The sequence below is a fragment of the Jiangella aurantiaca genome (assembly GCF_004349105.1).
Taxonomy (GTDB): Bacteria; Actinomycetota; Actinomycetes; order Jiangellales; family Jiangellaceae; genus Jiangella; species Jiangella aurantiaca.
Map to the genome: position 1 here is coordinate 31,481 of NZ_SMLB01000018.1, position 20,247 is coordinate 51,727.

21 protein-coding genes are annotated in these 20,247 nt (G+C 72.9%); 14 read left to right on the forward strand and 7 right to left on the reverse strand.

Going from position 1 to position 20,247, the window contains the following annotated elements; all coding sequences use genetic code 11:
• Positions 1–311: 311 nt before the first annotated feature.
• A complete protein-coding gene (locus tag E1262_RS14825) occupies positions 312–1,184 on the reverse strand; it encodes a helix-turn-helix transcriptional regulator (protein ID WP_132103913.1) in 873 nt (290 codons plus the stop codon).
• 104 nt (positions 1,185–1,288) lie between these two features.
• Between E1262_RS14825 and E1262_RS14830 the strand changes: the two genes are divergently transcribed.
• From E1262_RS14830 to paaE, 6 genes are read left to right on the forward strand one after another with little or no spacing between them, the layout of a single operon-like run.
• The gene (locus tag E1262_RS14830) at positions 1,289–2,926 is read left to right on the forward strand and encodes an MFS transporter (RefSeq protein ID WP_132103914.1); all 1,638 of its coding nucleotides are present in this window, start codon (positions 1,289–1,291) and stop codon (positions 2,924–2,926) included.
• Positions 2,821–3,777, forward strand: coding sequence for a 1,2-phenylacetyl-CoA epoxidase subunit PaaA (gene paaA / locus E1262_RS14835; protein WP_132103915.1), 957 nt, complete (start codon positions 2,821–2,823; stop codon positions 3,775–3,777). The genes E1262_RS14830 and paaA overlap by 106 nt, the downstream gene beginning before the upstream one ends.
• Positions 3,774–4,058 carry a 1,2-phenylacetyl-CoA epoxidase subunit PaaB gene (gene paaB, locus E1262_RS14840; protein ID WP_132103916.1) on the forward strand — a complete coding sequence of 95 codons (285 nt, stop codon included), beginning with the start codon at positions 3,774–3,776 and terminating at the stop codon, positions 4,056–4,058. Before paaA ends, paaB begins: the two co-directional genes overlap by 4 nt.
• Positions 4,055–4,807 (forward strand): 1,2-phenylacetyl-CoA epoxidase subunit PaaC, encoded by a 753-nt coding sequence (gene paaC / locus E1262_RS14845; protein WP_132103917.1) that lies wholly within the window; start codon positions 4,055–4,057, stop codon positions 4,805–4,807. The genes paaB and paaC overlap by 4 nt, the downstream gene beginning before the upstream one ends.
• Positions 4,801–5,316, forward strand: coding sequence for a 1,2-phenylacetyl-CoA epoxidase subunit PaaD (paaD, locus tag E1262_RS14850; RefSeq protein ID WP_132103918.1), 516 nt, complete (start codon positions 4,801–4,803; stop codon positions 5,314–5,316). Before paaC ends, paaD begins: the two co-directional genes overlap by 7 nt.
• Positions 5,313–6,416, forward strand: coding sequence for a 1,2-phenylacetyl-CoA epoxidase subunit PaaE (gene paaE / locus E1262_RS14855; protein WP_132103919.1), 1,104 nt, complete (start codon positions 5,313–5,315; stop codon positions 6,414–6,416). Before paaD ends, paaE begins: the two co-directional genes overlap by 4 nt.
• On the opposite strand, the gene E1262_RS14860 is transcribed toward paaE, so the two are convergent.
• The gene (locus tag E1262_RS14860; protein ID WP_132103920.1) at positions 6,404–7,087 is read right to left on the reverse strand and encodes a response regulator; all 684 of its coding nucleotides are present in this window, start codon (positions 7,085–7,087) and stop codon (positions 6,404–6,406) included. The two genes, paaE and E1262_RS14860, sit on opposite strands and share 13 nt — an antisense overlap.
• Positions 7,084–7,935, reverse strand: coding sequence for a sensor histidine kinase (locus E1262_RS14865; RefSeq protein WP_132103921.1), 852 nt, complete (start codon positions 7,933–7,935; stop codon positions 7,084–7,086). The genes E1262_RS14860 and E1262_RS14865 overlap by 4 nt, the downstream gene beginning before the upstream one ends.
• Before the next feature lie 99 nt (positions 7,936–8,034).
• On the opposite strand from E1262_RS14865, the gene E1262_RS14870 reads away from it, so the two are divergent.
• From E1262_RS14870 to E1262_RS14895, 6 genes are all read left to right on the forward strand, one after another.
• Entirely contained in the window at positions 8,035–8,736 is a 702-nt protein-coding gene (locus E1262_RS14870) for an ABC transporter ATP-binding protein (RefSeq protein WP_132103922.1), read from the forward strand.
• The gene (locus E1262_RS14875) at positions 8,733–9,458 is read left to right on the forward strand and encodes an ABC transporter permease (RefSeq protein ID WP_132103923.1); all 726 of its coding nucleotides are present in this window, start codon (positions 8,733–8,735) and stop codon (positions 9,456–9,458) included. Before E1262_RS14870 ends, E1262_RS14875 begins: the two co-directional genes overlap by 4 nt.
• Positions 9,459–9,610: 152 nt before the next feature.
• The gene (locus E1262_RS14880) at positions 9,611–10,249 is read left to right on the forward strand and encodes an HAD-IA family hydrolase (RefSeq protein WP_238992938.1); all 639 of its coding nucleotides are present in this window, start codon (positions 9,611–9,613) and stop codon (positions 10,247–10,249) included.
• Entirely contained in the window at positions 10,246–11,370 is a 1,125-nt protein-coding gene (locus tag E1262_RS14885; protein WP_132103925.1) for a PrsW family intramembrane metalloprotease, read from the forward strand. The genes E1262_RS14880 and E1262_RS14885 overlap by 4 nt, the downstream gene beginning before the upstream one ends.
• Before the next feature lie 42 nt (positions 11,371–11,412).
• The gene (gene dapA, locus E1262_RS14890; protein ID WP_132103926.1) at positions 11,413–12,345 is read left to right on the forward strand and encodes a 4-hydroxy-tetrahydrodipicolinate synthase; all 933 of its coding nucleotides are present in this window, start codon (positions 11,413–11,415) and stop codon (positions 12,343–12,345) included.
• Positions 12,342–14,030 carry a ribonuclease J gene (locus tag E1262_RS14895; RefSeq protein WP_132103927.1) on the forward strand — a complete coding sequence of 563 codons (1,689 nt, stop codon included), beginning with the start codon at positions 12,342–12,344 and terminating at the stop codon, positions 14,028–14,030. The genes dapA and E1262_RS14895 overlap by 4 nt, the downstream gene beginning before the upstream one ends.
• Before the next feature lie 124 nt (positions 14,031–14,154).
• Here E1262_RS14895 and E1262_RS14900 read toward each other — a convergent pair whose 3' ends face one another.
• The 3 genes from E1262_RS14900 to E1262_RS14910 are packed head-to-tail and all read right to left on the reverse strand — an operon-like array spanning position 14,155 to position 15,318.
• Positions 14,155–14,607, reverse strand: coding sequence for an SRPBCC family protein (locus E1262_RS14900; RefSeq protein WP_132103928.1), 453 nt, complete (start codon positions 14,605–14,607; stop codon positions 14,155–14,157).
• Positions 14,604–14,951 (reverse strand): ArsR/SmtB family transcription factor, encoded by a 348-nt coding sequence (locus E1262_RS14905; RefSeq protein WP_132103929.1) that lies wholly within the window; start codon positions 14,949–14,951, stop codon positions 14,604–14,606. The genes E1262_RS14900 and E1262_RS14905 overlap by 4 nt, the downstream gene beginning before the upstream one ends.
• Before the next feature lie 4 nt (positions 14,952–14,955).
• Positions 14,956–15,318, reverse strand: coding sequence for a VOC family protein (locus tag E1262_RS14910; RefSeq protein WP_132103930.1), 363 nt, complete (start codon positions 15,316–15,318; stop codon positions 14,956–14,958).
• Between the two features lie 323 nt (positions 15,319–15,641).
• Here E1262_RS14910 and E1262_RS14915 point away from each other — a divergent pair, with 323 nt between their 5' ends.
• Positions 15,642–18,008, forward strand: a complete 2,367-nt coding sequence (locus E1262_RS14915) for an FtsK/SpoIIIE family DNA translocase (protein ID WP_203453881.1) — start codon at positions 15,642–15,644, stop codon at positions 18,006–18,008.
• Positions 18,001–18,651: an alpha/beta hydrolase gene (locus E1262_RS14920; protein ID WP_132103932.1), complete on the forward strand. Its 651-nt coding sequence runs from the start codon at positions 18,001–18,003 to the stop codon at positions 18,649–18,651. Before E1262_RS14915 ends, E1262_RS14920 begins: the two co-directional genes overlap by 8 nt.
• Here E1262_RS14920 and E1262_RS14925 read toward each other — a convergent pair whose 3' ends face one another.
• Positions 18,652–20,223: a beta-N-acetylhexosaminidase gene (locus E1262_RS14925; protein ID WP_203453882.1), complete on the reverse strand. Its 1,572-nt coding sequence runs from the start codon at positions 20,221–20,223 to the stop codon at positions 18,652–18,654.
• Positions 20,224–20,247: the final 24 nt, after the last annotated feature.

The following is a 20,247-nucleotide window of genomic DNA, read 5'->3' on the forward strand; positions in this document are numbered from 1 at the left end:
CCCGCGGTCCCGCGGCCAAGAACGGGCAGCTATCAGGGGACGGGGCAAGTCTGGGCACGACTCGAGGGTTCGCGGCCGTGGTCACGGTGCGCCGTGGGCCTGTGGACAGCGATGATCATCAACGATCGTGTACGTCACCACGATTACCCGAGCCTCAACACGGTTGTAAGCGTGTTGAGGCTCGGGTAATCGTGGTGGGCGGCCCGCGAAACGCGGCGAAGTCTCACCACGTGGACGCCCTGCGACACCAGCGCCACACAGAAACGGGCCCGTGAGTCCGATCGGTCGTTGGCGGTCGTAGGCGGTGAGGCTCAGTGCTGCCGGACGGGCTCCGGCTCGGTGTCCTGGCGGGTTTGCTGCGCCAGGATCCGCAGCGCGTCGGCGGAGCTGGAGTCGTTCGGCGTGTAGATCTCGAGTCGGTGGTCGGGACTGTCGGGCTGGAGCCAGACCTGGTAGGCGACGCTCGCGGCGCCGACGGTGGGGTGCTGCAGGTGCATCGTCCCCACGGTGCAGTCGGCGACGTCCCCCGTCGCCCACATCGTCGCGAACTCGTCGCTGCGCATCGTGAGTTCCCCGATCAGTGCCGCCAGGCGTGCGTCGGTGGGGAATCGACCCGCCGTCAGCCGCAGATACGCGACGTGGATGCGGGCGAGCTCGTCCCAGTTGCGGTGCAGGTCGCGCGTGAGTGGATCGAGGAAGAACATCCGTGGGATGGAGGGGCGGCGCGCCGGCCCTGGCAGCGCTTCGTAGGGCAGGTGCTCGGCTTTGAGCGCGTGTCCGGTGCGGTTCCACGCGAGCACGTCGCCACGCCGGCCGAGCACGATCGCCGGCGTCGCGTCCCCCAGAGACTCCAGGAGCGCGAGGACCCGAGGGTGGGGTTCCTCGTCGCCCGGTTCGGAGAGCCCGGGATTCGCGGGTCGTCGAGCGAGGTTGTGCAGGTGGACGGTCTCGATCTCGTCCATCTGGAGCACCCGCGCGAGGGCGTCGAGAACCTGTTCGGAGGCGGTGTCGGCCTGGCCCTGCTCCAGACGCGTGTAGTACCCCGCGCTCACCCCGGCGAGCTGGGCGAGCTCTTCCCGCCGCAGTCCAGGGACCCGGCGAGCGGTGCCGTACGTGCGCAGGCCCACGTCGGCCGGGGTGACGCGATCGCGACGACTCTTCAGGAACGCTCCCAGGCTCTCCACGGCATCGAGCCTAGGCCGCCCGAGCAGGCGGGTGGGTGTACCTGCCGGGTGTACCCAGCGCACGGGGATGGCTGTCGAGCGCCGCGTGCCCGACCGTCGACGGCATGTCTCGACAGCACACGCGCAACGACCCACCGGGCCTGCGGGCCTGGCTCGGGCTCGTCGTGATCCTCGGGCCGGTACTCCTGGTCTCCATGGACGGGTCGATCCTGTTCCTGGCGACGCCGCGGATCGGCCAGGCCCTCACGCCGACCGCCGACCAGGCCTTGTGGATCTTGGACATCTACGGCTTCGCCGTCGGCTCCCTGCTGATCGCGTTCGGCAACCTCGGCGACCGGTACGGCCGGTTGAAGTTGCTCATGGTCGGCGCGACGGTGTTCGGCCTCGGCTCGTCGGCGGCGGCGTTCGCGCCCAGTCCGGAACTGCTGATCGCCGCCCGCGCACTGATGGGGGTGGCCGGCGCGACACTGCTGCCGTCGGCACTGGCGGTGTTGAGCGAGCTGTTCGCCGACCCGCGGCGACGGGCGCAGGCCATCGGCATCTTCGCCGCCGCGTTCGCCGCCGGATTCGCCGTCGGCCCCGTTGTGGGCGGACTCCTGCTGGAACGGTTCTGGTGGGGATCGGTCTTCCTGATCAACCTCCCCGTCATCGCGCTGTTCCTGGTCTTCGCGCCGATCCTGCTCCGCGAGGTCCGTGCGACCCGACCAGGTCGCGTCGACGTGCTCAGTGTCCTGACCTCCGCGGCCGGTCTCCTGTTCACGATCTACGCGCTCAAGCACGCCGCGGCCGACGGTCCATCGGTGGTCTCGGTTCTCGTCGGGATCGCGGGGCTGGTGCTGCTGGCCTGGTTCGCCCGCAGGCAGCGGCACCTCGAGCACCCGTTGCTGGATTTCGCGCTCTTCCGCGACCGTGTCTTCGCGGTCGCGATCATCACCGGTCTGCTGCCGTTGGCGGCGTGGTCGGCGGCCGCGTACTTGACCGGCCTCTACCTCCAGTCCGTCCTCGACCTGCCGGTGCTGAGCTCGGCGCTGTTCGCCCTTCCGGGCGCCGCGGTGCTCACCATCACCTGCATCGTGACGCCGGCCGTGGTCGATCGCCTCGGCAAGCGCACCGTCCTCGCCATCTCCCACTTCTCCATCGCGGCCGGCCTGCTGTTCGTGCTCCTCACGACGATCACGAGCGGGATCGGCTGGTACATCGCGTCCACGGCCGTCGCGGGCGTCGGCTACGGCATCTCCTTCGCCGTCGTCGCCGACACCGCCGTCGGCGCCGTCCCCGCGGAACGAGCCGGCTCAGCGGGGGCGATCGCGGAGACCAGCAACGAGATCGGCAACGCCCTCGGCATCGCACTCCTCGGCTCACTCGCCGCCCTGGTGTTCCGGCTCCAGGGGCCCGACCTCGCGCCCACGCTCGACGAAACACTCCAGCTCCCGGACATCGGGACCGCGGTGGTCGAGCAGGCGAAGACGGCCTTCGTCACCGGCCTGCACGCGGTCGCCGCGGCAGCCGGCCTCCTGCACATCGCACTCGGCATCCTCGCCCTGCGCTGGATTCCCCGATCGACGACGCGCGGAGTGTTACACGCGAACAGCACATCTGCTGGACATCTGTCACAAGCACCGCCTACTCTGGAGGCATGGCGGGTACCGAGGAGAGGGAGGCGGCGTTCTATGCGATCGTCGACGCCGACGGGCGCATCGAGCCGCGCGACGACATGCCGGAGGCGTATCGCAAGACGCTGATCCGGCAGATCGCCCAGCACGCGCACTCCGAGATCATCGGCATGCAGCCGGAGGGCAACTGGATCAGCCGCGCGCCGAGCCTGCGCCGCAAGGCGATCCTGCTGGCCAAAGTGCAGGACGAGGCCGGCCACGGGCTCTACCTCTACGCCGCGGCCGAGACCCTCGGCGTCTCGCGCGACCAGCTGCTCGAGCAGCTGCACACGCGCAAGCAGAAGTACTCGTCGATCTTCAACTACCCGACGCTGACCTGGGCCGACGTCGGCGCGATCGGCTGGCTGGTCGACGGCGCGGCGATCACCAACCAGGTGCCGCTGACGCGCTGCTCCTACGGCCCGTACGCTCGCGCGATGGTGCGCATCTGCAAGGAGGAGTCCTTCCACCAGCGGCAGGGGTTCGAGGCGCTGCTGACGCTCACCCGCGGCACGCCGGCGCAGAAGGCGATGGCCCAGGACGCGCTGGATCGCTGGTGGTACCCGAGCCTGGCCATGTTCGGCCCGCCCGACACCGGTGAGCAGGTCTCCGGCGGCCACACCGAGCAGTCGATGCGGTGGGGGATCAAGCGGTTCAGCAACGACGAGCTGCGGCAGCGGTTCGTCGACATGACGGTGCCGCAGTCCGAGGTGCTCGGGCTCACCATCCCCGACCCCGACCTGCGCTGGAACGCCGAACGCGGCCACTACGACTTCACCCCGCCCGACTACGACGAATTGTTCCGGGTCATCAAGGGAGATGGCCCCTGCAACGCGCAGCGGCTGGCGCACCGTGTCGCCGCGCACACCGACGGCGCCTGGGTGCGCGAGGCGGCCGCCGCCTACGCGGCGAAGCGGCGCGCGGAGACGGAGGCGGCATGACGAGCGAGTGGCCGCTGTGGGAGGTCTTCATCCGGGCACGGCGCGGGCTGTCGCACATCCACGTCGGCAGCCTGCACGCGCCCGACGCCGCCATGGCGGTCCGCAACGCCCGCGACGTCTACACCCGGCGCGGCGAGGGCGTCTCGATCTGGGTGGTGCCGTCCGACCAGATCACCGCCAGCAGCCCGGACGAGAAGGACGCGTTCTTCGACCCCGCGGGCGACAAGGTCTACCGGCACCCGACGTTCTACGAGGTGCCGGCGGAGGCGAAGCACCTGTGACCACGCCGCGGGTCGCGTACGCCCTGGCACTCGGCGACGACGCCCTGGTGCTGGCGCAGCGGCTTGGGGAGTGGGTGGCCCGCGCGCCGGAGCTGGAGGAGGACGTCGCGCTGGCGAACATCGCGCTGGACCTGCTCGGCCAGGCCCGCACGCTGCTCAGGTACGCCGGCGACCTGGAGGGCGCGGGCCGCGACGAGGACGCGCTGGCGTACTGGCGCGACGACCGCGACTTCCGCAACGCGCTGCTGGTCGAGCTGCCGAACGGCGACTTCGCGGTGACGATGGCCCGGCAACTGGTCTTCGCCGCCTACCAGTACGAGCTGTACGACCGGCTGCGCGCCAGCAGCGACGACACGCTGGCCGCCGTCGCGGGCAAGGCGGTCAAGGAGGTCCACTACCACCGCGACCACGCCACCCAGTGGGTGCTGCGGCTGGGCGACGGGACGGACGAGAGCCGCCGCCGCATGGTCGCCGGCCTCGCGACCGTCTGGCCCTACGCCGACGAGCTGTTCCAGCCCGACGACGCCACCGCCGCGCTCGTTGCGGACGGTGTCGCCGTCGATCCTCCGACCCTGCGCGAGCCGTGGACGTCCTACGTCGAGGGCGTGCTGGCCGAGGCCGGTCTGGAGCTTCCGGAAGCGGCCGCGCCGCGCAGCGGCGGCCGCCGCGGGCTGCACACCGAGCATCTCGGCTTCCTGCTGGCGGAGATGCAGCACCTGCACCGGTCACACCCAGGTGCGACATGGTGACGACGACACAGGATCTGCGCGAGATCGTCGCGACGGTCCCGGACCCGGAGCTGCCGGTGGTCACCATCGAGCAGCTCGGCATCTTGCGCGACGTCCGGGTCGGCCCCAGCGGCCACGTCACCGTCGACATCACGCCGACGTACTCCGGCTGCCCGGCGATGGACGCGATCAGGGCGGACATCGTCGCGCGGCTGGCCGAGCATGGAATCCACAGCGTCGACGTCCGGACGGAACTCGCCCCGGCGTGGACGACCGACTGGATCACCCCGGACGGCCGGGCCGCTCTGGAGGAGCACGGCATCGCGCCACCCGGCCGAGACACGCTTCTCAGTCGAGGCCGGAAATCGCATGGCCCGGCCGCTCCGATTGATCTCACGCTCTCCGTCCGCTGCCCGCACTGCGGCTCGCCGGACACTCGCGAGCTCTCCCGGTTCGGCTCGACGGCGTGCAAGGCGCTGTGGGTCTGCCGGGCCTGCCAGGAGCCGTTCGACCACGTGAAGGCGCTATGACGACGACCACCGCGGCCCCGCGCACCGAGCGGCGACGGCACTCCGTCACCCACCGGCTGCGCGTCGCCGCCGTCGACCGGCTGACCGACGACGCCGTCGCCGTCACGTTCGCCGTCCCGGCCGAGCTGGCCGCCGACTACGACTTCGCCGCCGGCCAGCACGTCAACGTCGCCCTGCCCGGAGGCGACGGTGTGCGGCGCAGCTACTCGATCTGCTCGCCGGCCGGCTCCGGCGTGCTGCGCATCGCGGTGAAGCGGATCCCCGGCGGCGTGTTCTCGTCGCACGCGCTGACGACGCTGGCGGCCGGCGACGAGGTCGACGTCATGACGCCGGCCGGCCGGTTCACGCCGTCGTTCGACCCGGACCAGGCCAAGCACTACGCGCTGGTCGCGGCCGGGAGCGGCATCACGCCGGTGCTGTCGATCGTCGCGACGGCGCTGGCCACCGAGCCGGGCAGCCGGGTCACGCTGCTCTACGGCAACCGGACGTCGTCGTCGGTGATGTTCCTCGACGAGCTGGCCGACCTCAAGGACCGGCACCCGGACCGGCTGCAGCTGGTGCACCTGCTGTCGCGCGAGCCCGGGTCGACGGAGCTGCTGTCGGGCCGCATCGACGGCGAGCGGCTCGGCCGCCTGCTGGACACCCTGCTGCCGCCGGAGACCGTCGACGACTGGTACCTGTGCGGGCCGTACGAGCTGATCACGACCGCACGCGACGTCCTCTCCCGCCGCGGCGTCGAACGCGCCCACGTCCACGCCGAGCTGTACCACGTGGGCGACCCGCCGCCGGCGATCCGCGAGGAGGCCCGCCTGCAGGCCGTGACCTGCGCCGTCACCGCCTCGCTCGACGGCCGCCGCACCGAGGTCACCGTGGACGACCCGGACGAGACCGTCCTCGAGGCCGTGCTGCGGGTCCGCAACGACGCGCCGTTCGCCTGCAAGGGCGGCGTCTGCGGCACCTGCCGGGCGAAGGTCGTCGACGGCGCCGTCACCATGGAGCGCCGCTACGCCCTGGAGGACGACGAGATCGCGGCCGGCTACGTCCTCACCTGCCAGTCGCACCCCACCACGCCGACCCTCGAGGTCGACTACGACGCCTGACCCACCAGGCCGTTCTCATAGGCGGCGATGACCAGCTGGGCGCGGTCGCGGGCGGCCAGCTTGGCCAGCAGATGACCGATGTGCGTCTTCACCGTCTTGATCGAGATGGTCAGCGCGGCGGCGATCTCGTCGTTGGACAGACCGGACGCCACCAGCGCCAGCACCTCGGTCTCCCGTTCGGTGAGCACGTCCAGCCGCGCGCGTGCCGCTGGACCGGCCGCGGGCCGGCCGAGGTAGTGCTCGACCAGCCGCGTCAGGATGGCCGGCGCGAACAGCGACTCGCCGCCGTGCGTGCGCCGGACCGCGTCGAGCAACTGCTCGGGCCGGGCGTCCTTGAGCAGGAACCCGCTGGCCCCGGCCCGCAGCGCGGCGTACACGTACTCGTCCAGCTCGAACATGCTGAGCACCAGCACCCGGACGGCGCCGAGCGCGGGGTCGCCGGTGATCCGCCGGGTCGCTTCGATCCCGTCGCCGCCGGGCATCCGGATGTCCATCAGCACGACGTCGGGCCGCAGCTCGCCGGCCAGCCGGACCGCCTCGCCGCCGGTCGCGGCCGTCCCCGCGACGGCCAGGTCCGGCGCGGCGTCGAGCAGCAGCGCCAGGCTGTGCCGCAGCAGCGGCTGGTCGTCGGCGATCAGGACCCGGACCGGCGACGACGCCGGCGCGGTCACGGCGCGGCTCCGTCGGGCAGCTGCCCGGTGACGGCGAACCCGGCGCCCTCGGCACGCGCGTCCAATGTGCCGCCGAGGGCCGTCACTCGTTCCCGCAGGGCGTCCAGCCCGTGCCCGGCGCCGGGCCGTGGCTCCCAGCCGTCGGCCGGTCCGTCGTCGACGGCCGTGACGACGACCGTCCCGCCGTCGCGCCGCACGCCCACCCGCACCCGGGTCGGGCCGGCGTGCCGGGCGGCGTTGCTCAGCGCCTCGCGAACCACCGCGCACACGGTGAGCTGCACGCCCGGCGAGACGCCGTCCAGGGCGGGCAGATCGAGCGTCGCGTCCAGGCCGGCGCCACGGGCGGCGGCGACGATGCCCGGCAGGTCGGCCAGCGACTCCGCCGGCCGCAGCGCCGCCGCGGCCTCGGGGGTGCGCAGGACGGTCAGCATGCGGCGCAGTTCGGTGGTGGTCTCGCGGCTGACCGCCTCGATGTCGGCGAGGGCGCTCGCCTGCTCGGCCGGCCCGTCCGGCCCGCCCAGCCGTGCGGCGACGGCGGCCCGGACGGTAATGAGGCCGAGCCCGTGCGAGACGAGGTCGTGCAGGTCGCCGGCGATGCGCAGCCGCTCGGCCTGCGCCGCTCGCTCGCCGGCCCACGCCGCGAGCCGGTCCTCGTGCGCCCGGCGCTCCCGGCGGGTCCGCAGCACGGCCCAGGCCGACACCAGCACCGCGAGCCCGACGACGACCAGCGGCAGCATCTGTGTCGCCGGGTCCTGGTTGCCGACCGTCATGAGCCCCGACACCAGCAGGAAGAGCATCGCCCAGGCCACCGGCCAGGCCCGCGAGCTCCAGGTCGGGCGGCTCTCCATGGTCCGAGTCTAGGGACGGCCCCGGCGCCGGGCATCGGACCACGGTCCGAGCGACCGTGGCCCGATGACAACCGGCCCGCGCTCGGCTGACATGGGCGCATGCTGACCTTCGACGATGTGGTGAAACGCCGCGGCTCCCGCGACGTGCTCGCCGGCGTGACGTTCCGGGCCGAGCCCGGCCGGGTGACCGCCTTCCTCGGGCCGAACGGCGCCGGCAAGTCCTCGACGCTGCGGATCCTGCTCGGGCTGGACCGGCCGACGTCCGGCACGGCGCTGGTGGACGGCCGTCCGTACCAGGCGCTGCGGCGGCCGTTGCAGGTGATCGGCTCGGTGCTGGACGGCTCCGGCGCACACCGGTCCCGCTCCGCCCGTCAGCACCTGACCTGGCTGGCCTGCAGCAACGGCATCCCGCGCCGCCGGGTCAGTGAGGTGCTGGAGCAGGTCGGCCTGACCGACGCGGCGCGCGTCCGGGCCGGCCGGCTCTCGCTCGGCATGGGGCAGCGGCTGGGCCTGGCCGCCGCGCTGCTCGGCGAGCCGGCGGCGCTGGTGCTGGACGAGCCGGTCAACGGGCTGGACCCGGAGGGGATCCGGTGGATCCGCCGGCTGCTGCGCTCGCACGCCGACGCAGGTGGGACGGTGCTGCTGTCCAGCCACCTCATGGCCGAGGTCGCGGAGCTGGCCGACGACCTCGTCGTCATCGCCGCCGGACGGGTGGTGGCGGCCGGGCCGCTGGACCGGGTCACGGCCGGGCACCCGACGCTGGAGGACGCGTTCTTCGCGCTGACCGGGGGTGCGTCGTGAGCGCCGCCGACGCCGTCGCCGCCGAGCTGCGCAAGGCGCTCACCCTGCCGGCCACCCTCGCCGGGCTGGCGGTCGCCGTGCTGGGGCCGGTCGCGCTGGCCGCGCTCAACGCCTCGCAGGGCACGGCCGACTCGGCGGCTGAGGCGGCTCTGGCCGCGGAGCCGCTGATCACGATCGGCGCGATCGTGCTCGGCGTCATCGCCGTCAGCAGCGAGTACAACGGCGGCCGGCAGATCGCCAGCACGTTCGCCGCGATGCCGCGGCGCCTGACCGTGCTGGCCGCCAAGGCAGCCGCCGTCGCCGTCCTGGTCGCGGTGGCGGCGGCCGTCGCGTTCCCGGCCTCGCTGCTGGTCGCCCGCCTGGTCGCCGGCCCCGGGCCGGGGGCGGACGACGTCCTCGGCCGGGCCATCGGGGCCGGCGTCTACGCCGTCCTCATCGGGCTGATCGCGCTGGCGATCACCGTGCTGACCCGCAGCGGGATCGTCCCGCTGATCGTCCTGATCGCGAACGGCTCGGTGGTGTCCGTGTCTTTCCTGCTGTACCTGGTCACACCGCTGGCCCGCTACCTGCCGGATCTGGCCGGCATGCGGATGCTCGCCGGCGACGACCGGATCGCGATCGACGACGCGCTCGCGCCGCTGCCCGGCGGGCTGGTGATGGCCGCGTGGACGGCCGCGCTGCTCGCCGTCGCCGGCGCCGTGCTGGTCCGCCGCGACGCCTGAGCCGACCCGATAGGGTCACATCCTGTGATGGGTCATGCACACCGGCGGCGACAGGGGGCCGGAGGTCCCCTCGAGCCGCCGGTCCAGGCCGCAGGACGACAGGTGGGCGTGAGGGTGTTGTGCATGACCCATCGCGTCAAGGGTGAATCGTGGTGCTGAAAGCCGAAGCGATCCTGCTCGACCTCGACGGGACGCTGGTCGACTCGACCGACTCCATCGCGCGCTGCTGGCTGCGCTGGTGCCGCGAGTACGACGTCGACCCGGCGAGCCTGGTCGGCGCACACGGCCGCACCACCGCCGACATCGTCGCCGAACTGCTGCCCGGCCGACTGGTGACGGCGGCGATCGCCCGCGTCGACGAGCTGGAGATCGAGGACGCCGGCACGGTCCGTCCGATGCCCGGCGCGGCCGAGCTGCTGGCCTCGATTCCGGCCGACCGGCGCGCCGTCGTCACGTCCGGCAACGCCGTCCTGGCCGCCGCCCGCATGCACGCCGCCGGGCTGCCGGCGCCCGCCGTCGTCGTCACCGCCGACGACGTCCTGCGCGGCAAGCCGCACCCCGAGCCGTACCTGCTCGGCGCCCAGCGGCTCGGCGTCGACCCCGAGCGGTGCGTCGTCGTCGAGGACGCGCCCAGCGGCATCGCCGCGGCGCGGGCGGCCGGCATGGCCGTCGTCGGCATCGTGTCCACCCACGAGGCCCGGCAGCTGGAGGCCGACCTGATCGCCGGCGCGCCGGCGCAGGTGCGCGTCGACGGAACCGGCCCGCTGCTCGTGGACGTCGTAGCCCCGTGACTACCCCACTCACCCGGCACCAGCCGTGGAGCCGGCAGCAGCGCCGCCGCGTCTTCTGGCCAGTCCTCGGGCTGGTCACGGCGGCCTGCTGCGCCGTCGTGGTGATCGGGCTCGCGGTCGGCGACCTCGCGCCGTCCACCGTCGCCACCGCGACGCTGTTCGCGTTGCTGCCGGTCGTGGTGGTCGTCGGCGCGTTCCTGTGGCTGGATCGCTGGGAGCCCGAGCCCGGACGGACGATGCTGGCGGCGTTCCTGTGGGGCGCCGGCGTCGCGACGATGGGCGCGCTGCTGGTGAACTCCGTCGTCGCCATCACCTACGGCGAGTACACGTCGTCGGTGGTGTCCGCGCCGTTCGCCGAGGAGGCGTTGAAGGGCGCGTTCCTCGTCGGCCTGCTGTTGTGGCGGCGCGACGAGATCGACGGGCTGGTCGACGGCATCGTCTACGCCGGGCTGGTGGCGGCCGGGTTCGCGTTCGTCGAGAACATCCTCTACCTGGGCCGGGCGTTCGACACCGCGTCCATCGACGGCTACACCGTGTTCGTCGTGCGCGGCGTCTTCTCGCCGTTCGCCCACCCGCTGTTCACCGTGTTCATCGGCATCGCCGTCGGCCTCGCGGCGCATCGGCGCTCGGCCGCCGTCCGGGTCGTGCTGCCGCTCGTCGGGTACCTGCTGGCGGCCGGGCTGCACGCGCTGTGGAACGCGTCGGCGCTGTGGGACGACAAGGGACGGGGCTTCATCGCCGTCTACGTCGTCGTCATGGTGCCGCTGTTCGGCAGCATGCTCGGCCTCGCGCTGTGGCAGCGCCGCCGCGAGCAGCGGGTCGTCGCCGCCCGGCTGGGCGAGTTCGTGCAGGCCGGCTGGATCCCGTGGTACGAGCTCGACCTGCTGTCGACCATGCGCAGCCGGCGCCGCTGGACCACTGCGATGAAGGCGCAGTACGGCCGCGACGCCGCCCGCGCGGTACGCGCCTACCAGGTGGCCGTCACCGAGCTGGCCTTCCTCGTCACCCGGCTGCGTCACAGCCGGTCGGACGAACGGACTGACCCACGGGTCGGTGAGCTGCTCGCCGCGGTGGGCGAGACCCGCGCCCGGGCCGTCGCCCTGACCAGCGCCGGACGGTGAGGCGGTCGGCCCGCGGGCCCGGACCACGGTAGCCTTTCATCCATGCCTGACGAGCTCTTCACCCTCGCCGCTGCCACGTCCGGCGTGCCGGCGGCCGCACCCTTCGGCCGCGTGTCGGTCGCCATGGTCACGCCGTTCCTCGACGACGGCGGGCTCGACCTCGAGGGGACCGCCGCGCTCGCGGAGAAGCTCGTCGACGACGGCTGCGACGGCCTCGTGGTGGGCGGCACCACCGGTGAGAGCCCCACCACCTCCGACGCCGAGAAGGATCTCGTCCTGCGGGCCGTGCTCGAGGCCGTCGGCTCGCGCGCCCGCGTCGTCGCCGGCGTCGGCACCAACGACACCCGCCACACCAGTGAGCTGGCCCAGGCCGCGCAGAAGGCCGGCGCGCACGGCCTGCTGATCGTCACGCCCTACTACAGCAAGCCGCCGCAGGAGGCGCTGTACCAGCACTTCACCGCGGTCGCCTCGGCCACCGACCTGCCGGTCATGCTCTACGACATCCCGGCCCGCACCGGCGTGCCCATCGCCACGGAGACGCTGATCCGCCTGAGCGAGCACGACCGCATCGTCGCGGTCAAGGACGCCAAGGGCGACGTGTTCGCGTCGTCGGAGGTCATGGCCCGCACCGGGCTGGCCTACTACAGCGGCGACGACGCCCTCAACCTCGCCCTGCTCACGCACGGCGCCGTCGGCATGGTCAGCGTGGTCGGCCACGTCGCGGCCGCCGAGTACGCCCACATGATCCGCGCGCTCGACTCCGGCGATCTGCCGCGCGCGCTGGAGCTGCACCGGCGGCTCATCCCTGCCGTGCGCGGCATCATGACCCGAACCCAAGGAGCCATCATGGCCAAGGCGGCCGTCCAGCTGCGCGGCGTCATCCGGAACCGCACGGTCCGCTCGCCCCTCATCCCCGCCACCGACGAGCAGGTCGCGCTGCTGCGCGCCGACCTCGCCGAGGCGGGGCTCGCATGAGTCATCCGCACCCGGAACTGTCCTCGCCACCCCCGCTCGACCCCGCCGCGCTGCGCGTCGTCCCGCTCGGCGGGCTGGGCGAGGTCGGCCGCAACATGACGGTGTTCGAGCACAGGGGCCGGCTGCTCGTCGTCGACTGCGGCGTGCTGTTCCCTGAGGACAACCAGCCCGGCGTCGACCTCATCCTGCCCGACTTCGAGTACATCCGCGACCGCCTCGACGACGTCGAAGCGATCCTGCTCACCCACGGGCACGAGGACCACATCGGCGCCGTGCCGTTCCTGTTGCGCGAGAAGCAGGACATCCCCATCGTCGGCTCCCGGCTGACCCTCGCGCTGGTCGAGGCGAAGCTCAAGGAGCACCGCATCGACGCCTACCAGCTGCAGGTCCGCGAGGGACAGACGGAGCGGTTCGGCCCGTTCGAGGTCGAGTTCCTGGCCGTCAACCACTCCATCCCGGACGCGCTGGCGCTGGCCATCCGCACACCGGCCGGTGTCGTGCTGCACACCGGCGACTTCAAGATGGACCAGCTGCCGCTGGACGGCCGGCTCACCGACCTCAACGGCTTCGCCCGGCTCGGCGACTCCGGGGTCGACCTGTTCATGGTCGACTCCACCAACGCCGAGGTACCCGGGTTCACGCCGCATGAGCGCGACATCGCCGACGTCCTCGACGGCGTCTTCGCCCGCGCGCCGCGACGCATCGTCGTCGCCTCGTTCGCCAGCCACGTCCACCGCGTGCAGCAGGTGCTCGACATCGCCGTCGCGCACGGCCGCAAGGTCGCCTTCGTCGGGCGGTCCATGGTCCGCAACATGGGCATCGCCCGCGACCTCGGCTACCTCACCGTCCCCGGCGGCACGCTGGTCGACCTCAAGAGCATCGACGACCTCTCGCCCGACAAGGTCGTGCTGATGTCGACCGGCTCGCAGGGCGAGCCGATGGCGGCGCTGTCGCGCATCGCCAACCGCGACCACCCGGCCATCCACATCGAGCCCGGCGACGTCGTCGTGCTGGCGTCGTCGCTGATCCCCGGCAACGAGAACGCCGTGTCCCGCGTCATCAACGGCCTCACCCGCGAGGGCGCCACCGTCGTGCACAAGGGCAACGCCAAGGTGCATACGTCCGGGCACGCCGCCGCCGGTGAGCTGCTGTTCGCGTACAACCTGGTCAAGCCGCGCAACGTGATGCCGATCCACGGTGAGACCCGGCACCTGTTCGCCAACGCCGACATCGCGGTCGCCGCCGGCGTGCCGCGCGAGCGGGTGGCGCTGGCCGAGGACGGCGTCGTCGTCGACCTCGTGGACGGCGTGGCGCGCGTCGTGGGCGCGGTGCCGTGCGGCTACGTCTACGTCGACGGCTCCAACGTCGGAGGGGTGGCCGAGGCGTCGCTGAAGGACCGCCGCATCCTCGGCGAGGAGGGCTTCATCTCCGTCGTCGTGGTGGTCGACTCCGTCACCGGCAAGGTCACCGGCGGACCGGAGATCCACGCCCGCGGGTTCGCCGAGGACGACAGCGTCTTCGACGACATCCGGCCGGAGCTGGTCAGCGCGCTGGAGAAGGCGGCCGAGGGCGGCAACGCCGACACCTACCAGCTGCAGCAGACGGTGCGCCGCACCATCGGCCGCTGGGTCGGCGGCCGCCTGCGGCGCCGTCCGATGATCATCCCGGTGGTCGTGGAGTCGTAGCGCCGGGCAGCCGGCGCCGCTCGCGCCCGCCACACCCCCAGGCAAAGTTGATCATGGAGAAATGGGGGTTCCCCGCGACTGGGAACCCCCATTTCTCCATGATCAACGGGGGGGGGGGGACAGGTCAGGCGCCGTTGCCGCCGTCGGCGGCCGCCTCGCCGAGCGCGGCGAGGATGCGCCGCCAGCCGCCGCCCATGATCGTCCGCGACAGCTGGGCGGTTGGGGAGTCGGGGTCGAAGCCGCGGTGGGCGAACAGCAGCCGGGTGCCGCGGCCCTCCGGGCGCAGCGCGAAGCTGACCACCCAGCCGCTGGGCTGGGCCGCGGCGGCGTCGTCCCAGCTGAAACTGAGCAGCTCGGGCTCGACCAGCTCGAGCACCTCGCAGGCGACGGTGCCGGAGAAGCCGACCGCCTCGATCGGCTTCGCCGCCATGGTGAACCGGGCGCCGACCCGCGGCTCGAACCCGTCCGGAGGCATCAGCCAGCGGGCCAGCAGCTCCGGTGTCGTCAACGCCCGCCACACGAGCTCCGGCGCGTGCGGGTAGAACTGGTCCAGCTCGATCGACGTGCGGTCGGTCACGGCTGCTCCCCGCCGGCGAGGTCGTCGAGCACCTCGCCCAGGTCGGTGAGGCGAGCCCGCCAGTACCGCTCGTACGGCGACAGCCAGTCGCGGACGCCGACCAGCGGCTCCGGATGCACCGCGTAGTAACGGTGCCGCCCGCGCTGCTCCTCGCGGACCAGGTCGGTGTCGCGGAGCACGCGCAGGTGCTCGGAGACGCTGGGCCGGGCCATGTCGAACCGGTCGGCGATCGTCTGGACCGTCTGCTCGCCGTCGAGGAGCAGGTCGAGGATGTCGCGCCGGGTCGGATTGGCCAGCGCGCCGAAGAGCCGGTCGGTGCTGGACGTCTTGCCGCGGTGGGGCACGCCGTCAGCCCGCCGCGGAGAGCACGAACCCGTTGCCGTCCGGATCGGCGAACGTCGCCTGCCGGCCCCAGGGCATCTCGGTGGGTCCGTCGACGCCGACCCCGGCGGACCGCAGCCGCTCCACGTCGGCGTCCAGGTCGGACGAGGCCAGGATCGTTCCGGCGGACGTGCCGGCGGTGGCGCCGGGGAACGGCCGGTGCAGGACGATCGCCGTCGCGGCGCCCGGCGGGGCGACCTCCAGCCAGCGGTTGTCACCCATGGTGACGTCGGTGCGGACCTCGAAGCCGAGCACGTCGGCGTAGAACGAGCGGGCGCGCTCCTGGTCGTCGACGAACACGGTCACGGTCTGGATCTGTGTCAGGCTCATGGCCGGAACTATAGGTAGGGAAAATCCTACGCGTCAAGCCGCGCGGGCGGCCGGAAATGATCATTTCCAGTTGCCGCGACCTGCGGGAACGGACATTTCACCCGACGCGCCGGGGCTCGTGTGACTGAAGATGCGCCTGTGTCGGCTGTAGTGTGATCTCCATGGCGACCCGAACAGCTACCGCACGGTCGCGAAGCTCGTCGGGTACCCCGAAGCGGCGTACCCCGGCTCGCGGCCGGAAGCGTCGCGCACCTCAGCCGCCCCCGCCGCCACCACCTCCGGAGCCGAGTCTCGCCGCGCAGTTCTTCGGCGGCATCGGCCGGATGATCGTCGGCATCTGGATGGGCATCGCCCACCTGGTCGGCGGCGTCGCGCGGAGCATCGGGCGCACCGCCACCAGTCTCGAGGCCGACCAGCGCCGCGACGGCGTGGGGCTGTTCCTCATCGGCGGGGCGTTCATCGTGGCCGCGTCGGTGTGGTGGACGCTCGACGGACAGGTCTACGACGCCGTCTACCAGGGCATCGCCGGCGCCATCGGCACCGGCGCCTACGTCGCGCCGGTGCTGCTGCTGATGGCGGCCTGGCGCACGCTGCGGCACCCCGACCGCAACGGTCCCGGCGGCCGCCAGGTCATCGGCTGGGCCTGCCTCGCGCTGGGCACGTTGGGCCTCGCGCACATCGCCGGCGGCATGCCGCGCCCGGTCGACGGGCAGGTGGCCATGGAGCGGGCCGGCGGCGCCATCGGGTACGTCTCGTCCACCATCCTCGCCGACCTGCTGACGGTGTGGGTGGCCGGCCCGCTGCTGGGCCTGCTGACGCTGTTCGGCGTGCTCGTCATCACCGGCATCCCACTGTACGAGGTCACCGCGCAGCTGCGCGCCGCCGCGCTGGTGGTCGGCGGCTGGCTGGGCTTCCGCCGTCCCGTCGCCGACGACGAGGAAGGCGGCCGACGCGACCGTCTCGCGCCCTCCGACGACGAGCCGTACGACTCACCGGTGCTGCGCGAGAAGCCCAAGCGCAGGCGTAAGAGCGACCCCGAGCCCGATTCCGACGCCGACACCGCCGAGCTGGGCGGTCTCGACGGCGAGGACGAGACACCGACCGAGCCGGCCATCGTCGCCCGCGAGCTGCGCAAGAAGAAGAAGGCAAACGACGGCCCGGCCGAGCCGCCACCGCACACACCGATCCCGCAGCGGGTCGAGCAGCTGGCGCTGTCCGGCGACATCACCTACACGCTGCCGAACAGCGACCTGCTCCGGCAGGGCAGCCCGCACAAGGCCAAGTCGGCCGCGTCCGACCAGGTGGTCGACGCGCTCATGGGCGTGTTCGATCAGTTCAACATCGACGCCGTCGTCACCGGTTACACGCGCGGCCCGACGGTCACCCGGTACGAGGTCGAGCTCGGCACCGCGGTGAAGGTCGAGCGGGTCACCGCGCTGTCGAAGAACATCTCGTACGCGGTCGCCAGCGCCGAGGTGCGCATCCTGTCGCCCATTCCGGGCAAGTCGGCCATCGGCATCGAGATCCCGAACACCGACAAGGAGATCGTCAGCCTCGGCGACGTCATGCGCTCAGCGGTGGCCCGCAAGGACCACCACCCGATGATCGCCGGGCTCGGCAAGGACGTCGAAGGCGGCTTCGTCGTCACCAACCTGGCGAAGATGCCGCACCTGCTGGTCGCCGGCGCCACCGGATCCGGCAAGTCCAGCTTCATCAACTCGATGATCACGTCGGTGCTCATGCGGGCCACACCCGACGAGGTCCGGCTGATCATGGTCGACCCGAAGCGGGTGGAGCTGTCGGCGTACGAGGGCATCCCGCACCTCATCACACCGATCATCACCAACCCGAAGAAGGCGGCCGAGGCGCTGCAGTGGGTCGTGCGCGAGATGGACATGCGCTACGACGACCTCGCGAACTTCGGCTTCCGGCACGTCGACGACTTCAACAAGGCCGTCCGCGCCGGCAAGGTGAAGGCCCCCGAGGGCAGCGAGCGGGTGCTCACGCCGTACCCGTACCTGCTGGTCATCGTCGACGAGCTGGCCGACCTCATGATGGTCGCCCCCCGCGACGTCGAGGACTCCGTCGTCCGCATCACCCAGCTGGCCCGGGCGGCCGGCATCCACCTGGTGCTGGCGACGCAGCGGCCGTCGGTCGACGTCGTCACCGGCCTCATCAAGGCCAACGTGCCGTCGCGGCTGGCGTTCGCGACGTCGTCACTGGCCGACTCGCGGGTCATCCTCGACCAGCCGGGCGCTGAGAAGCTGGTCGGTCAGGGCGACGGCCTGTTCCTGCCGATGGGCGCGAGCAAGCCGATCCGCGTCCAGGGCGCCTGGGTGACGGAGAGCGAGATCGCGTCGGTCGTCGCGCACTGCAAGGAGCAGCTGGCGCCGACCTACCGCGAAGATGTGACCGCGGCCACTGGGTCGTCGAGGCGCGAGGTCGACGAGGACATCGGCGACGACCTCGACCTGCTCTGCCAGGCCGCCGAGCTGGTCGTCAACACGCAGTTCGGTTCGACGTCGATGCTGCAGCGCAAGCTCCGGGTCGGGTTCGCCAAGGCCGGCCGGCTCATGGACCTGATGGAGAGCCGTGGCATCGTCGGCCCGTCCGAGGGGTCCAAGGCGCGCGACGTGCTGATCAAGCCCGACGACCTCGACGAGGTGCTGGACGCGCTGCGCGGTGGCTGAGCCGGCGTACGTCCTGACCGAGGACCGGCCGCGCGGCGACGTCCGCGCGGCCGTCCTGCTGCTGCACGGCGGCCGGTCGGAGAGCAGGGAGCCGGTGCGGCGGCGGCAGCCTTCGGTGGTCCGGCTGGCGCCGTTCGCCTTCGCACTGCGGCGGGCGGGTGGTCCGCTGGGGCTGACGGTGTGGCGGCTGCGCTACACGATCCGAGGGTGGAACGGCGCCGAGGAGTCGCCGCTGGCCGACGTGCGCTCGGCGCTCGCCGCGGTGCGGTCGCGGGACCCGGACGTGCCGGTCGCGCTGGTCGGGTACTCGATGGGCGGCCGGGCGGCGATCCGGGTGGCGGGGGAGGACGGGCGCGCGGGTGCCGGTGTCGTCGCGGTCGCCGCGCTGGCGCCGTGGCTGACGCCGTCGGAGCCGCCGGAGTTGCTGGCCGGGAAGCACGTGCTGCTCATGCACGGCAGCGCCGACACCACGACCGACCCGCGGGCGACGGCGGCGCTGGCAGCCGGGCTGGACGGGGTCGCGGCGTCCTGCCGGTACATTCCGGTGGCCGGCGACGGGCACGCACTGCTGCGGCACCCGTCGGTCTGGCACCGCGAGGTGACCAGTTTCGTCCTGGCCCGGACCGGGCTGACGGCCGGCTGATCAGGGGCGCCGACGGCGTCCAGTGCCGCCGCGCTGACCGGGGAGCGGGCCGTCGAGCGGCCGATACCCGACGTCCAGCGCGTCGAGGCGGCGCAGGTGCTCCGGCAGCCGCCGCAGCAGGCCGGCGGCGTCGCGGCGGGCCGGCGCGGTCCAGGCGACCTCGGCCAGGGCGTTCAGGCGCGGGAAGGCGGCGTACTCGACGGCGGCGGGCGTGGGCAGGTACTCGGTCCAGAGCTGGCCCTGGACGCCGAGCAGCCGGCCGGGCCCGGCACCGGCGGCCGGCTCCCAGGCCGCCACGTCCTCGACGGTGGTCAGCCCGCCGATGGCGAGCGGCTCGTCCGCGCCGTCGGATTGGTAGTGGTCGTAGTAGGTCACCTGCTGGGGGCTCATGACGACGTCGTGCCCGGCGGCCGTCGCGGCGGGTCCGCGGGCGCCGTCCTGCCAGGCCATGACGACGGTGTCCGCCGGCATGCCGCCGTCGTCGATCACCTCGTCCCAGCCGACGACCCGCCGGCCGGCCGCTGTCACGTCCGCGTGCAGCGCGCGCAGGAACCAGCTCTGCAGCTCGTCGACGGAGCCCAGGCCGAGCTGGGCGGCGCGGGTGGCGGCGGCCGGGCTCTCGCGCCACTCTGTGCGCGGGCACTCGTCGCCGCCGAGGTGCACCCACGGGCCCGGGAAGGCGTCCAGGACCGTGCCGAGCACCTCGCGGGCGAACGCCAGCGCCTCGTCGGTGGGCGCCAGGACGTGCGGCGAGATGCCCCACGTCCGGCGGACCTCGATCGGCCGGCCCGTGTTGCCCAGCTCCGGATACGCCGCGACAACCGCCTGCACGTGGCCGGGCAGGTCGATCTCGGGGACGACGGTGATGGAGCGCTGGGCGGCGTAGGTGACGATCTCGCGGAGGTCGTCGAGCGTGTAGTAGCCGCCGTGCGGCGTGCCGTCGAAGGCGTCGGTCTCCTTGCCGACGACGGTCTCGGTGCGCCAGGCGCCCACTTCGGTGAGCCGCGGGCGGGACGGGACCTCCAGGCGCCAGCCCTGGTCGTCGGTCAGGTGCAGGTGCACGACGTTGAGGCGGTGCAGCGCCGCGAGGTCGATGAGCTTGAGCACGAACGAGACCGGCATGAAGTGCCGCGCGACGTCGAGATGCACACCGCGCCAGTCGAACCGCGGCGCGTCCTCGATGTGACAGCACTCGATCGCCGGCGGGCCGTCGGCGACCGGTGCGCGGCGCAGGGCCGCGGGCGGCAGCAGCTGGCGGAACGTCTGGACGGCGCGCGCCAGGGCCGGGCCGGTGCCGCCGTCGAGCACGGTCCGCTCGGGCGTTACCGTCAGCCGGTAGCCCTCGGGGTGGTCCCGGACCGGCTCGCCCACGCGCAGGACGATCGACGCGCTGGGATCGGCGGCTGGTACGACCGGCGCGCGCACCCCTGCTCCCGCGAGCACGTCGTGCAGCACCCAGGCGGCCGGCCGGGCGTCGCCGTCCGCGCCGATCGCGGTGCCGGTGTCGACGGCGAACGTCCCGGCGCGCCGTTCGTGGACAAGGGGCAGTGGGATGAGGTCGGGGTCGGGCATGCGCGACAACGTAGCGGGCTGGGC

Bases quoted from the DNA above. Each gene is read 5' to 3' on its own strand.
- E1262_RS14870 (WP_132103922.1), top strand. From the start codon at position 8,035: ATGCTGACCTTCGACGATGTGGTGAAACGCCGCGGCTCCCGCGACGTG.
- paaA (WP_132103915.1), top strand. From the start codon at position 2,821: ATGGCGGGTACCGAGGAGAGGGAGGCGGCGTTCTATGCGATCGTCGAC.
- E1262_RS14865 (WP_132103921.1), bottom strand. From the start codon at position 7,935: ATGGAGAGCCGCCCGACCTGGAGCTCGCGGGCCTGGCCGGTGGCCTGG.
- dapA (WP_132103926.1), top strand. From the start codon at position 11,413: ATGCCTGACGAGCTCTTCACCCTCGCCGCTGCCACGTCCGGCGTGCCG.
- E1262_RS14910 (WP_132103930.1), bottom strand. From the start codon at position 15,318: ATGAGCCTGACACAGATCCAGACCGTGACCGTGTTCGTCGACGACCAG.
- E1262_RS14915 (WP_203453881.1), top strand. From the start codon at position 15,642: ATGATCGTCGGCATCTGGATGGGCATCGCCCACCTGGTCGGCGGCGTC.
- E1262_RS14925 (WP_203453882.1), bottom strand. From the start codon at position 20,223: ATGCCCGACCCCGACCTCATCCCACTGCCCCTTGTCCACGAACGGCGC.
- paaB (WP_132103916.1), top strand. From the start codon at position 3,774: ATGACGAGCGAGTGGCCGCTGTGGGAGGTCTTCATCCGGGCACGGCGC.
- paaE (WP_132103919.1), top strand. From the start codon at position 5,313: ATGACGACGACCACCGCGGCCCCGCGCACCGAGCGGCGACGGCACTCC.
- paaD (WP_132103918.1), top strand. From the start codon at position 4,801: ATGGTGACGACGACACAGGATCTGCGCGAGATCGTCGCGACGGTCCCG.
- E1262_RS14830 (WP_132103914.1), top strand. From the start codon at position 1,289: ATGTCTCGACAGCACACGCGCAACGACCCACCGGGCCTGCGGGCCTGG.
- E1262_RS14895 (WP_132103927.1), top strand. From the start codon at position 12,342: ATGAGTCATCCGCACCCGGAACTGTCCTCGCCACCCCCGCTCGACCCC.